The sequence below is a fragment of the Nesterenkonia maliinae genome (assembly GCF_051262655.1).
GTDB lineage: Bacteria > Actinomycetota > Actinomycetes > Actinomycetales > Micrococcaceae > Nesterenkonia.
Genome location: NZ_JBIMEY010000001.1, coordinates 939824 through 952598, shown reverse-complemented (window position 1 = coordinate 952598; position 12775 = coordinate 939824). Strand labels below are relative to the sequence as shown.

General features: G+C 67.9%; 11 protein-coding genes. 7 read left to right on the top strand and 4 right to left on the bottom strand.

The window, feature by feature from the left end; all coding sequences use genetic code 11:
* The first annotated feature begins 58 nt into the window (after positions 1-58).
* The gene (locus ACHAA4_RS04325) at positions 59-1399 is read left to right on the top strand and encodes a CapA family protein (RefSeq protein ID WP_435772930.1); all 1341 of its coding nucleotides are present in this window, start codon (positions 59-61) and stop codon (positions 1397-1399) included.
* 24 nt (positions 1400-1423) lie between these two features.
* Here the strand turns inward: ACHAA4_RS04325 and lexA are convergent, their stop codons facing one another.
* Positions 1424-2143, bottom strand: a complete 720-nt coding sequence (gene lexA / locus ACHAA4_RS04320) for a transcriptional repressor LexA (protein WP_435772929.1) — start codon at positions 2141-2143, stop codon at positions 1424-1426.
* Positions 2144-2378: 235 nt separating this feature from the next.
* Between lexA and ACHAA4_RS04315 the strand changes: the two genes are divergently transcribed.
* The 6 genes from ACHAA4_RS04315 (at position 2379) to ACHAA4_RS04290 (ending at position 7044) form a co-directional block, all read left to right on the top strand.
* Entirely contained in the window at positions 2379-2744 is a 366-nt protein-coding gene (locus tag ACHAA4_RS04315) for a LysM peptidoglycan-binding domain-containing protein (protein ID WP_435772928.1), read from the top strand.
* Positions 2745-2832: 88 nt separating this feature from the next.
* Positions 2833-3972 carry a histidinol-phosphate transaminase gene (locus ACHAA4_RS04310; RefSeq protein ID WP_435772927.1) on the top strand — a complete coding sequence of 380 codons (1140 nt, stop codon included), beginning with the start codon at positions 2833-2835 and terminating at the stop codon, positions 3970-3972.
* Between the two features lie 38 nt (positions 3973-4010).
* The gene (hisB, locus tag ACHAA4_RS04305; RefSeq protein ID WP_179442016.1) at positions 4011-4628 is read left to right on the top strand and encodes an imidazoleglycerol-phosphate dehydratase HisB; all 618 of its coding nucleotides are present in this window, start codon (positions 4011-4013) and stop codon (positions 4626-4628) included.
* The gene (gene hisH, locus ACHAA4_RS04300) at positions 4625-5266 is read left to right on the top strand and encodes an imidazole glycerol phosphate synthase subunit HisH (protein ID WP_435772926.1); all 642 of its coding nucleotides are present in this window, start codon (positions 4625-4627) and stop codon (positions 5264-5266) included. The genes hisB and hisH overlap by 4 nt, the downstream gene beginning before the upstream one ends.
* 117 nt (positions 5267-5383) lie before the next feature.
* Positions 5384-6145, top strand: a complete 762-nt coding sequence (gene priA, locus ACHAA4_RS04295) for a bifunctional 1-(5-phosphoribosyl)-5-((5-phosphoribosylamino)methylideneamino)imidazole-4-carboxamide isomerase/phosphoribosylanthranilate isomerase PriA (protein WP_435772925.1) — start codon at positions 5384-5386, stop codon at positions 6143-6145.
* Entirely contained in the window at positions 6142-7044 is a 903-nt protein-coding gene (locus ACHAA4_RS04290) for an SseB family protein (RefSeq protein WP_435772924.1), read from the top strand. The genes priA and ACHAA4_RS04290 overlap by 4 nt, the downstream gene beginning before the upstream one ends.
* Positions 7045-7088: 44 nt before the next feature.
* Here the strand turns inward: ACHAA4_RS04290 and ACHAA4_RS04285 are convergent, their stop codons facing one another.
* The 3 genes from ACHAA4_RS04285 to ACHAA4_RS04275 all read right to left on the bottom strand — a co-directional run bounded on the left by ACHAA4_RS04285 (position 7089) and on the right by ACHAA4_RS04275 (position 12636).
* Positions 7089-7571 carry a MarR family winged helix-turn-helix transcriptional regulator gene (locus ACHAA4_RS04285; RefSeq protein ID WP_435772923.1) on the bottom strand — a complete coding sequence of 161 codons (483 nt, stop codon included), beginning with the start codon at positions 7569-7571 and terminating at the stop codon, positions 7089-7091.
* Positions 7572-7737: 166 nt separating this feature from the next.
* On the bottom strand, positions 7738-8388 hold the full coding sequence (locus tag ACHAA4_RS04280; RefSeq protein ID WP_435772922.1) for a PepSY domain-containing protein: 651 nt from the start codon (positions 8386-8388) through the stop codon (positions 7738-7740).
* A gap of 342 nt (positions 8389-8730) precedes the next feature.
* Positions 8731-12636: an FtsK/SpoIIIE domain-containing protein gene (locus ACHAA4_RS04275; protein WP_435772921.1), complete on the bottom strand. Its 3906-nt coding sequence runs from the start codon at positions 12634-12636 to the stop codon at positions 8731-8733.
* Between the last annotated feature and the right edge of the window lie 139 nt (positions 12637-12775).

Below are 12775 nucleotides of genomic sequence, written 5' to 3'. Positions count from 1 at the left end.
CCACGCTCAGGGGGCGCTTCGATCAACACCTCGGGTGGCCCCAGGAGGCACACAGACCATGCAGCATCCCGAACGCACCAGACGCCCACGCCTCGTGCACGCCTTCTGGGTGCTCACGGCAGCGCTTACGCTGGCGGGCTGCGCCGAGAGCACCGAAGATGACCCGGCTCAGCCTGCCCCCGACACCGCACAGCCTGACACCGGGGAGCCTGACTCCACGCAGCCCGGCACCGCGCAGCCTGATGCCGGCAACGAGGCAACCAGCCCGGTGGAGACGGACGAACCTCAGTCGACGCAGTTCACCATCGCTGGCACTGGGGACATCCTCATCCACGGTCCGCTGATCGACACGGCAGCCGCGCTGGCCGAGGACGCCGACTACGCCTTTGCGCCGATGATGGGCGGAGTCCGAGACCTCATCAGCGGCGCCGACCTCGCGCTCTGCGGGCTGGAAGTGCCGATCGCTCCAGAGGGCGTGGAGCCGAGTGGATACCCGGTCTTCGCGGCCCCGCCGGAGCTCGCCGGAGATCTCGCCGCGGTGGGCTTCGACGGGTGCTCCACCGCCAACAACCATTCCTTGGACCAGGGAACGGCCGGTGCGGAACGCACACTCGAGGTCTTCGACGCCGCCGGCCTGGGACATGCGGGCACGGCACGCACCGAGGCCGAAGCCACCCGACCTCAGCTCTACACGATGGAACGCGGCGGGCGAGAGGTCACCGTGGCTCACCTGGCCACCTCGATGCTGCACAACCAGCAATACCGGCCGCAGGACGATGAACTGTGGCGGGTCTCTGATGTCAGCCCTCAGGAGCTCACCGATCAGGCGACGCAAGCCCGGGAGGACGGCGCCGACATCGTCGTCGCGTCTGTTCATTGGGGCGAAGAGTATGTTGACGCGCCCAATCAAGAGCAGCGCGAGTACGGTGAGCAGCTCGCCGCCGATGGCGCGATCGACGTGGTCTTCGGCAGCCACTCGCACACCCCCCAGCCGGTGGAGCAGCTCGACGGTGGCCCGTCGGACGAGGGCATGTGGGTGGTGTGGTCCATGGGCAACTTCCTCTCCAACCAGGACGAGGCCTGCTGCGTCGTGGAGACTGCCAGCGGGACCGTGGTCTACGCAACGGTCGAGGCCACGGATGACGACGCACGCGTCACCGGGTTTGACTGGCTGCCCGTCACCGTAGATCGAGGCCCCACCGATGAGGAGCTGCACCGCGGGATCTGGCCCTTGCAGGAACTCGCGGAGGGCGACGTCCCGGAGCGCGTGCAGCTCAGCGAGCGGACCGTTGACGAACGATGGTCGCGGCTCCTGGACGTCATGACCGAACAGAACCTTCGTGAGCACCCACCCACCCCCACGGGTGCGGAACCCACGGTCGTGCCGCGCGGGGACTAGGCGGCCGCCGAGATCTCCAACGGCTCAGAGGCTGCGCAGCACCGTGACGACCTTGCCCATGATCGTGGACTCGTCGCCCAGGATCGGTTCGTACTGCCGGTTCTGCGGCAGCAGCCAGACATGTCCGTCGCGGCGCTTGAGCGTCTTGACCGTCGCCTCGTCATCGAGCAGCGCGGCGACGATGTCACCGTTCTCCGCGGTGCTCTGCCGCCGCACGACGACCCAGTCGCCCTCGAAGATCCCGGCCTCGATCATCGAGTCACCGCGGACCTGGAGCATGAACAGCTCGCCCTCGCCGGTGAGCTGCCGCGGCAGGGGCATGATGTCCTCAACCTGCTGATCGGCCAGGATCGGTCCACCGGCGGCGATCTGTCCCACGACGGGGATCTCAGAGATCCTGCTGTCCGACTGTGTGCGGTAGCCCTGCAGGTCCACCACGGAGTCGCGAGCCGCAGCTTCGGCCTCCTGGGCCTGTTCGCTGAGCACCGGGGCGCCGGCTGAGTCGCGCAGCACCTCCATGGCGCGCGGCCGTCCGGGAACTCGTCTGAGGTAACCGAGCTCCTGCAGGCGGGCCAGCTGGTGGGTCACCGAGGACAGCGAGGCGAGTCCGCAGGCGTCGCCGATCTCTCGCATGGACGGCGGGTAGCTGCGCTCGGCCAGCGACTCCTGGATGACGTCGACGATCTGCCGCTGCCGATCAGTCAGTCGCGGCGCTGCCGATGAGTCCTTGGTGTTCTGCGCCATTGCTGCCTCCATAGTTGTGCCGAGCCGTCCGCCGCATCCGCCCTGTGTCAGCATCCATGTCAGACCCTGCTGATGGACTGTTCACAGTGAGATTCGCTTCGAAGATCACTTCGAACTTGGCGCTCAGGTTACTCGAAATCGTAGAGAGATTCCATTGATTCTGCGGCGAGTCTGGTCAAGATTCGAAACTATGTGCTAGAAATAGTACACACGTTCGAATGAGAGGTTCTTCCCCATGAGTACAGCACAGCTTGCACTTGCACCTGTCGACTCCGCACCGGCTCCGGCAGTGCACCTCACTCGCCGCGGTCGCTTCCTCCTGCTGGGCCTTCCGGTGCTGGCAGCCCTGGCCATCGCGCTGCTCGGAGCGCTGATGCTGGCCACCTCGCTGCTCAATCAGGCACAGGCGTCATCCGGTGATGTTCCCGGGGTGGACGCCCAAGTCGTCACCATCGGCGCGGGGGACACCCTGTGGAGCGTGGCAGCTTCGGTGGACTCTGACGAGCACACCCAGGTGCTCATCGGTCAGATCGCCGAGCTCAACGATCTCAACGGTTCCGAGCTCACCCCCGGCCAGGAACTCTTCGTCCCGGTCGACTGAGTCGACTGACCAGTCCCGTCCGGGCTGCCCCTCTGGGCCCCCGGCTCGGAGCCCAGATCAGCACGGCCCGCCCGGCTAGAATGTCCCGGTGACTTCATCCCGCTCCCGGAACCTGTCCCGTCTGCCGCTGCGTGAAGAGCTCCAGGGTCAAGAACCCTATGGAGCCCCGCAGCTGAGCGTGAAGGCGATGCTCAATGTCAATGAGACCACCTACGACGTCCCAGCAGACGTGGTCGACGCCATCGGCAAGGAAGTCCGCGCCGCGGCCGCCCAGCTCAATCGCTACCCGGACCGGGAGTTCTCGGTCCTGCGCCAGAAGCTCGCCGAGTACCTGAACCGAGACCTCGCCTCCGAGGGTGAGCCGGCTGAGCTGACCGACGAGCACATCTGGGCGGCCAACGGCTCCAACGAGATCATGCAACACATCCTGCAGGCCTTCGCCGGCCCCGGCCGTTCGGTGCTCTCCTTTCCTCCGACCTACTCCATGTACCCGCTCTACGCCCGAGGCACCTACAGCGAGTACATCGCCGGCACCCGCGCCGAGGACTTCACCCAGACGCCCGAGGATGTCGCGGCGCAGATCCGCGAGCACCGCCCCAATGTGGTGATCCTGTGCTCCCCGAACAACCCCACCGGCACCGCCCTCTCCCTGGAGACCGTGGAGGCGGCCTACGCCGCGGCACAGGAGTCCGACACCATGGTGGTGGTGGACGAGGCCTACGGCGAGTTCCGCCAGTCCGGAACCGGCTCGGCCCTGGCCCTGCTGCCCGGACGGGAGCGTCTGATCGTCTCGCGCACCATGAGCAAGGCCTTCGCGCTGGCCGGGGGTCGACTGGGCTACCTGGCCGCGGCCCCTGAGGTCACCGACGCCATGCGGCTGGTCCGGCTGCCCTATCACCTCTCCGCCGTGACCCAGGCGACCGCCGTCGCCGCCCTGGACCACTCGGCCACGCTGATGGCCAATGTGGAACGGATCAAGGAGCAGCGCGACCGCATCGTCACCACCCTGGAGCAGATGGGGCTGCACCCGGCGCCCTCGGACGCGAACTTCGTGTTCTTCGGCGGACTCACCGATGAGAAGGCCGCCTGGCAGCACCTCCTCGAGGACGGCATCCTGATCCGCGACGTCGGCATCCCCGGACACCTGCGCGTGACCGCCGGCACCGAGGAAGAGACCTCGGACTTCCTGGCCTCACTCAAGCGATTCATCACCAGGACCACCGCGTAGACTGAGACGTTGGCGTACCCCACCACCAAGCAGGAGTTATGGGAGCAGAATTGATCTCCGGGCGCATCGCCCAGATGGAACGTGTCACCAGCGAGTCCAGCGTCAAGGTCCGGATGGACCTCGACGGGACCGGCACCTCGAACATCAGCACCGGTGTGCCCTTCTATGACCACATGCTCACCGCACTGTCCCGGCACTCGCTGATCGACCTCGACGTCGAAGCCTCCGGCGACACCCACATCGACGTGCACCACACCGTCGAGGACACCGCCATCGTCCTGGGCGAGGTGCTGCGCGTCGCGCTCGGGGACAAGCGCGGCATCCGCCGCTTCGGCAATGCGACCATCCCGCTGGACGAGGCGCTGGCCCAGGCAGTGGTCGATGTCTCAGGCCGGCCGTACCTGGTCCATTCCGGGGAGCCCGAGGGGCAGCAGTACCACCTCATCGGGGGACACTTCACCGGATCCATGACCCGCCACGTCTTCGAGGCGATCACCTACCACTCCGGGATCTGCCTGCACATGACCCTGCTCGGCGGTCGCGACCCGCACCACATCGTGGAGGCCCAGTTCAAGGCCTTCGCCCGCGCGCTGCGCGAGGCCGTGGAGTCCGACCCGCGCACCGATGAGATCCCCTCCACCAAGGGTGCCCTGTGAGCGGCAAGCCCGACGTCGTCGTCCTGGACTACGGGTCCGGCAACATCCACTCTGCGGTCCGGGCGCTCGAGCGCGCCGGTGCGGACGTGACCCTGACCAAGGACACCGACGCCGTGCTCAACGCCTCCGGGCTGGTCGTGCCCGGTGTGGGTGCCTTCGCCGCCGTCATGTCAGCGCTGCGCGAGATCGACGGGCCCCGCTGGATCGGACGCCGGATCGCCGGGTCGCGCCCGGTACTCGGCATCTGCGTGGGCCACCAGGTGATGTTCGACCGCGGCGTCGAACACGGCATCCCCGCCGAAGGGCTGGGGGAATGGCCCGGAGAGGTCACCGCGCTGCCCGAGGACGCGGTGGTCCCGCACATGGGATGGAACACCGTGCGCCCACCCGCGGACAGCGTGCTCTTCGACGGGCTCAAGGACGAACGGTTCTACTTCGTGCACTCCTACGCCGTGCAGTCCTGGGACTTCGACCAGTCCATCGAGTCCATGAACCCGCCCAAGGTCACCTGGAGCCACCACGGCACCGACTTCATCGCCGCAGTGGAGAACGGGCCGCTCTCCGCCACCCAGTTCCACCCGGAGAAGTCCGGTGACGCCGGGATGCAGCTGCTGCGCAACTGGATCCTGAGCCTCTGACCCTGCATTCCCCGCGGACCGGAACTCCGCGCAGCCCGACCGCTGCGGTGCACCCGCCAGCCCGTTCCACACCGCCGTCCCGACCCACCAGCCATACCTCCAGCCGAAAGAAGATCCATGACTGAGCCCTCCGCGCCCACCGCCACCGTTCCCGCCCTGGAGCTGCTGCCCGCCGTCGACGTGGCCGACGGCCAGGCCGTGCGACTGGTCCAGGGGGAGGCCGGATCCGAGACCGGCTACGGCGATCCGCTGGAGGCCGCGCTGAACTGGCAGCAGCAGGGTGCCGAGTGGATCCACCTGGTGGACCTCGACGCCGCCTTCGGCCGCGGCGATAACCGCGACATCATGGCCCGCGTGGTCAAGGAGCTCGGCGTCAAGATCGAGCTCTCCGGCGGCATCCGCGACGACGAGTCCCTGGACCGCGCCCTGGAGCTCGGCGCCACCCGGGTCAACCTCGGCACCGCGGCCCTGGAGGACCCGGAGTGGACCGCCCGCGCCATCGAACGCCACGGTGACGCGATCGCCGTCGGCCTCGACGTGCGCGGCGAGACCCTCGCCGCCCGCGGCTGGACCCGCGAGGGCGGGAACATCTGGGACGTGTTGCAGCGCCTCGAGGACGCAGGCTGCCCCCGCTACGTGGTCACCGACGTCACCAAGGACGGGACCCTGCGCGGACCCAACACCGAGCTGCTCGCCCAGGTCTGCGCCAAGACCAACAAGCCCGTGGTCGCCTCCGGCGGCATCTCCTCCCTGGAGGACGTCGCAGCGCTGGCCAAGATGGTCTCCCTCGGCGTCGAGGGCGCCATCATGGGCAAGGCCCTCTACGCCGGGAAGTTCGAGTTCCCCGAAGCGCTGAAGGTGGCCGCAGCCTCCGCATGAGTCTGAACGCCGCCTCCAGCAGGGATCTGCCCGGTCATATCGCTGCGCTGCTGCAGCGTGCACCCCGGGATGCGCAGGGCCGGCCCGCTGACTCCGCCGGGGTCCCGTGGGCGGACCGCGACCTCTCCGGGGACGGCAACCCGCTGCACACCTTCGACGGCGACGACGGCCTCGCCACCGCCGCGGTCAGGGTCGCACGGGAGCGGCTGCTCGCCGGGGAGCTCGACGAAGCGGGGTTCGTCGGGGCCCTGGCCGGTCAGCGGCTGTTCGTCCCGGTGCTCGCCGAGCTGGCCGAGGAGGCCGAACCGGCCCCCGGCGGCAAGCCCGGTGAGCCGAGCGCGCCGGTGGGGGACAAGCAGGCGGACATCACCTTGATCAGCATCACCAGCCGCGACGGACGCCAGACCATGCCGGTATTCACCTCCGTGGAGGCGCTCACGGCCTGGCATGACAAGGCGCGTCCCGTGGCGGCGGAGACCGAGCGGATCATGCTCGCCGCCCTGGCGGAGGGTGCCGAACTTGCTGTGCTGGACCCCGGCGCGGAGCTGACGTTCGTGCTGCGGCGGCCCGCGGTGGAGGCCCTCGCGCAGGCCAGCCGATGGGTACCCTCGTATCAGGACTCTGAGCTGGCCGAGGCGCTGGGCGGCATTCTGGACCTCTGCCCCGGCGTCGCGCAGCTGCAGCTGCAGCCCGGCGACGGCGTCGGCACCCGCACTGCGGCCGGGGACGCGGTGCCCGGCGGCGGAAGCGGTCCGGAGCTCAGCGTCGGGATCGTGCTGGAGCCTGGACTCGATGAGGTCGATGCCCGGCTGGCGCTGGCCAGCTTGCAGGCCGCACTGGGTGACGTGTCGATGTTGCGCGAACGCGCTGACTCGGTCCAGCTGAAGCTGGTTCGCTGAGCCACCCCGGGTGATGCCCCGCTGGAGTCGTCAGGGCGTTGCCCTCAGGCCTGGTCCGCGGCGGCGACAGTGTCCTTGATCTGCTCACAGATCTGGCGCAGCGTATCGGCCTCGGCGTCGTCCAGGGCCGGGTGGAAGAGCTGCCGGATGTGGGTGCCGTGCAGCCGCGAGGCCTCTTCGAAGACGCGGTGCCCCTCGTCGGTGAGCTGCGCCGTCATGCCGCGCCGGTCCTCGGCGTCGGCGAAGCGATCGATCAGCCCGCGCTTCTGCAACGACTTGACCTGGTAGGAGAGCCTGGAGGGAGAGAAGACCATGCCCTCGGCGAGTTCGCCCATGCGCAGCTGGTGATCCTCCGCCTCAGCCAGGAGCAGCATCAGGTTGTAGTCGCTGAGCCGCAGTCCTGTGCTGGAATAGAGTCGCTTCTCCATGCGATCGCTGATGATCGCGGAGGTCTCGAAGAAGGACCGCCAGGCCCGTGCCTTGGGGGAGAAGCCGGTGAGGTCATGACGGCCGCGCTGATCACTCATAGCGGCAGACTCCGAGGTCTCATCGGCCATGTCGACGCGAGGGTCCTCTGTGCAGACCTGCGGTGTCTGCTCCGGGTGGTCACCGGTGGTGTCACTGTGGCCCGCCGTCACGACGCCACCTCTTCTCTGCCCTAGACGACTGATGTTTCGATCAGCCCAGTCTATGTCAGCTGCCTGAGTCGACGACCTCCCCGGTGGCGACATCCACGTAGACCTCCGTGCCGTTGTCCAGCTCGATCTCCCATGTCACCGTCCCGTTTTCGTCGTCCAGATCGGCCTGTTCCGGGGTCCCGCCGCCCTCTTCAGCGGCGGTGCGCAGCGCCTCGGTGAACTCCACCTGCACGGCCTCGGCATTGCGCTGATCATCCGAGTCGATGTCGTCCTCCTGGGTGTTCATGATCTCGAAGCTCTCACGATCCACGTCGAGCTCCCACTCGGCTCCGCCGTCTAAAATCGTGAACTCGTAGTAGCTGCCCTCTGTCTCGAGATCCAGGACGACGGAGTCCGGGTACTCCTGCTCGACGGCGTCCACCGCCTGGTAGAGCGGGTCCCCGTCTGCGGCTGCGGAGTCGTCGGTCGCCGGATCCGCGGTCTCGGACGCTTCGTCCTCGGGGGAGTCTGTGGACCCCTCGGTGGGTTCAGCCTCGGTCGCGGCGGGGTCCGTGGGCTCCGCCTCGACGGTCTCGGTCACTGTCGCGGTGGGCTGGGCGTCGTCGTCCTCGGAGTCCAGCTCGTCGCTGGCGCAGGAGCTCAGCGCGAGCGCGGAGATGGCGGCCACGGAGAGCAGGGCCGAGGAGTTGTTCCAGCGGGAGTTCATGAGCGGGTCCTTCGTTCGGGGCCGGGGGACTATCGACTCCCTATTGGTAGTCCCCTTACCTGCGGGAATCCTGAAAAAGCGAGAGAGGCCTCAGCGCTGAGGTCGACAGCCCTGCCGGCTCGGAAAACTTCCCGCACTCTCCGTCCCAGCCTCCGGGAGGCCCTTTGGCGGCTTATCGACGTGGCCTCCTGTCGGGGCGGGTGAGGGCGGAGTGGGCGAGGTGTGGGCCGCGGCCACCAGATCCCCTGAGATGGGACGGGCGCGGGGCGCGGAGGTGGTTTGGGACACCGGCGGGTCAGTGGCATGGCCGGGAGCTTCCCATAGTTGACGTGGTGTGGCTCATCACGCCGATTCCGGATGCTTCCACCATTGGATGATCCGCGGGCCCTCTGGTCCGATCCACACTGCCCGCCCCGGAGTGTGACGTTGAAGCGTTGGCACCGAGAGCCCGAAGGCCTCTCCCTGAGAGCGGGTCAGCGGACTGAGCACGAAGTTCGCGGCGCCCCCACGAGCTCGATAGGACCACGGAAGTCTGCTGAAGACGTTGAGCTGGGGAAGCGCCGTCGCCAGCACCTTTCCGCCAGACTCCAACCAGGCCTCGATGCTGCGATGCTGCGCGGGGGTGCACCGCTCGGCGTCGTCGATGAGAAGCAGCGTGGCGGCCTCCTCAGTGTGGTTGCCCGATCCGCCCGCCACGGCCAGATCCGCCAAGGTCCAACAGTGCCGTTGAGCGGCGACCAGGCGCAGTGCATTGGTCTTCCCGGTCTGGGCTGCTCCGAGGATCAGCCCAGCCTGCCAGGAGCTGTCCTCGAGCGTGGCGGGAGAGTGGGTGAACTGGTGCAGTCCCAACGACAGTGTTGTTGAATCGGAACCCAGCACTGGCAACCCCACCGATAGTGGCAGGGGATCGACTCTGAGCATCGTAGGACTCAGAGGTTTTTGGTCGCTGTTCACCGGGGGCTCGGTCCTCTGTTCGAGGACTCCAGTCACCAGCTGGACGCTCAGTCCGGGAAGGGGCTCGTCGGCGGATACGAGGACTCCGCGACCGGGCAGGGGATCCGTGGCACGCAGTTTGGGCCATAGGTAGCGGACCTCCTCAGACACCCCATAGGGGAGATACACCTTGCACGTGAGGCGGGAGCCCAGCTTTCCGAGGGCGAGTTCACGGCCTCCCACGACCACCATGCTGAATCCGAACCCAGCGCCTTCATTCGTAAGAAGCCCGAGATCAGACTCCAGGTCTCCGCCGCCCATCAGGCTGCCGGACCGCTGCCAGCGCGAGTGCCCGGACATGACCAGGACCAGCGGGATGCGTTCCGGAGGTGGGGAGGTCCTTCGTCTGGTCACCAGCCGGTGAAGCTGAGTGATCAGGTACTGGGCCTCCTGCAGGTGATCCGTGGTGACCCAGGACCCGATCCGTGGGTGGTGCCGGAACTCCTCCAGACAGTGATCACCATCCAACAGGTAGACGTGGACCTCGCTGGGGTGAGCGAGGAGCTGACGCACCATCGACTGCAGCGCTGCGGTGCCACCGGAGGCAGTCTCACCCAGCACCGCGGTGCCCGCGCCCCCATTCAGGTTCAGCCGCAGCGGCCGCTGCGTCTGCCGGGCCGGGTCGTCGATGAGGCCGAACTGGATCTCGGTCGCGCCCAGCGGAGCACGCAGGATCTCCGGCAGCGGGGGACACAGCGGCGTGTGGGCTCGGCGACTGCTCGTGACCCGAAGATGCCTCTCCAGCGCCTCGACCAGAGCCGGAGTGGAATCTCGCCACCCGATCGCTGGGGGCGCCGGTACCCGTTCGGCGCGCGCCGTGATCTTCGCTGAACGGTCCAGCAGCTGGACTGCCTGGAACGGGCGGGCTGTTTCTCCGGGGCGTTGGATGATTCCGCGGCCCGGCAGCTGCCGTGGCAGATGGGCCGGTTCGGTGGTGCCCACCAGGTCGCGTGCCTCTTCTTCGCTGCGCAGACGCAGGCAGATGATGGTGCCGATGTTCGCGCGGATGTCCGCTGTCACCGCCCCCTGCGGGCGCTGGGTGGCGAGTATCAGGTGCAGACCCAGGGATCGGCCAAGAGTCGCCAACCGCATGAGTTCGTCCATCGCGCCCGGCAGCGTCTGGGTGAAGATCCGGAATTCGTCGATGACCACGAGCATGCGGGCCAGTGACTCGGCGGGGCGGGCTCTCCGAAAATCTGCATAGTCGGCGACTCCGGATTCGAGGAACAGCCGTTCCCGCCGGGTGAGTTCAGACTGAAGGCCTTCCAACGTGCGATCGGACTGGGCCTTTGTGAGATCCGTGACCAGCCCTACCGTGTGTTCCAGCCGAGCCAGGTGTTGAAAGCTTGACCCGCCCTTGAAGTCGAAGAGCAGAAGGTTCAGCTCCCGCGGTCCATATCTCGCCGCCCAGCCCAGGAGCATCGACTTCAGCAGCTCGGACTTGCCGGCTCCCGTCGTCCCTGCCAGCAGGATGTGGGGTCCGTCTGCGACCAGGTCCAGCAGCTCTTCGGCCGAGGAGCCCTGGCCCAGCAGCGTCTCCAGCCTCAGTCGGGCGTTGCCGGGCATCAGTGGAGACGGCAGGGATGCGGTGACGAGCGGCGGGACTCCCGTGTCGGTGCCCGACCCCGAGACGTGGCGAAGGCCCAGCCTGAGGTGTTCGTGCAGAGTCTGCCGGGACAATCCGTCGGGGACCAGTCCTGTCGCGACCCTTCGCGCAGTGCCTGACTCGATCCGGTGAAGTTCTCCGGCGTCAAGGTTCACCCGCCACCCGTCAGCGCTCGTCGGCGGCATCTGCCTGGCAGGCGGAGGTGCTGCTGGTCTTGACGAGATGTCTGATCCAGAAGTGGAGATGACGTGCCATCCGGCGCCGAGCGCGGTCCTGACGGGGCCGGAGTCGAGCGGAACCGGGCTGATCAAAACGGGTGCCGGGGTCGACGGTGAACCGGGTGACCGATCACGCAGCGCGGCTTCCAGTCCCGGCGGCTGCACTACGCCGACGCGCCGATAGTCGCGCAGCTCCGTCGGGTCGAGAAGGTTGCGTACATCGCACGCCCGAGCCCTGCCGAGCGACTCGAGGTCCGGTGCGAGCAGGACGTGAGGACCTGCGTCGACATGATGCGTCAGCTGAGCGAGAATCCAGCGCAGGACGCTGAGCTGTTCCCGGGGCGAGCCTGAGAGCACAGTGTGTTCCGAGCCTAGGAGACTCCACGCCGTGGCGGTGAGGACGCGGGATTCATCCAGAGCCTCGAGCTGTCCGGACTCGCCCGGGCAGTCCAGCTCAGCATCGATTCGCGCCTCACCCACCGTCACGACGACGCCGCCTGGGTCGTGGAGACCGAGCGAGCTCCTCGGGCGTGCCCGTGCTCGTAGAGCTCTGACGGCACGTCCCGGCGTGGGGAACAGAGCCCTGCGCTGGTCGGCCCACTCAATGGACGCCGCGCGCACGGAGCGACGGAAGCGGCGACGCCGGCGTCGCCCATCGAGGAGCGTGATCACAGCGAGGACTGCCGAGGCGGCGCTGAACAGCAGGAAGATCCACATGCCGGTCACGAGCACCAGCACGACGCCGACCGCCAGCGGAGCCAGGGATACCAGCAGCATCGTCCGGTGGCGCCCGGACGGCGGCTGCTCCGTGACCTTCGCCGGGGGCAAGGGCCAGTTCCGTTGAGGGACAGGAGGTGGGGGCTCTTGGACCAGTTCCACGCGGGACCGGCCGAGCCTGACCGGGGCATCGGCGTTCAGCGAGGTCGGGGCCGTCCCGGGACGGGCAAGCTGCACCTGCGTCTTGCTGACCCGGATCGTAGCGTGTGAGCGTTCCAGGTGGGGGTCGTTGATCCGGATATCTGCCGTGCCGCGATGCCGGGTGCCCCGCCCGAGCATGTGGACGCCGCGCGGGAGCCTGACCATCCACCCAGAGTCAGGCCCCGCGCTGATGCAGAGTCGCAGCGGTGGTGCGGATCGGCTGGGCACGGTTCTGGAGGTCGAGGTGTGCAGCACGACGACCATCCCGTGGTGAATGGAGGGGGAGTCGGCGGCATGTTCCTTCAGCGGTGTCCCGTCCAGGACTGCGACCCAGCTCGGGTGGGCACCGCCCGAAAGTCTCGCCCGGAGAGGTGGTTCTGCGCTGACGCTGCGGATCCAGGATCCCAGCGCGTCATCGATCTGAGCCCCACTGGGAGCGGCCGCGCCGTCGAGGAGGATTCGGAGTTCGTGCGGGTGGGTGCCTCCGGCTTCGATCCGCAGCCGATTCCACAAAGTCTCGGGTACCGAGCCTGGAGCGTGCACAACCGTGCAGGAAAGAGCGGTCGGTGGTGCCGAGGTCAACTGTGTCCCTCCTGGTCTGATGCGATTTGGGGCGTGTGCGGGACGCGCGCCCGGGCCGGTGCTGGTCTGA

Coding starts and splice junctions, on each gene's coding strand:
- ACHAA4_RS04280 (WP_435772922.1), bottom strand. CDS start 8,388: ATGAACTCCCGCTGGAACAACTCCTCGGCCCTGCTCTCCGTGGCCGCC.
- ACHAA4_RS04315 (WP_435772928.1), top strand. CDS start 2,379: ATGAGTACAGCACAGCTTGCACTTGCACCTGTCGACTCCGCACCGGCT.
- ACHAA4_RS04325 (WP_435772930.1), top strand. CDS start 59: ATGCAGCATCCCGAACGCACCAGACGCCCACGCCTCGTGCACGCCTTC.
- hisB (WP_179442016.1), top strand. CDS start 4,011: ATGGGAGCAGAATTGATCTCCGGGCGCATCGCCCAGATGGAACGTGTC.
- ACHAA4_RS04285 (WP_435772923.1), bottom strand. CDS start 7,571: ATGAGTGATCAGCGCGGCCGTCATGACCTCACCGGCTTCTCCCCCAAG.
- priA (WP_435772925.1), top strand. CDS start 5,384: ATGACTGAGCCCTCCGCGCCCACCGCCACCGTTCCCGCCCTGGAGCTG.
- lexA (WP_435772929.1), bottom strand. CDS start 2,143: ATGGCGCAGAACACCAAGGACTCATCGGCAGCGCCGCGACTGACTGAT.
- ACHAA4_RS04290 (WP_435772924.1), top strand. CDS start 6,142: ATGAGTCTGAACGCCGCCTCCAGCAGGGATCTGCCCGGTCATATCGCT.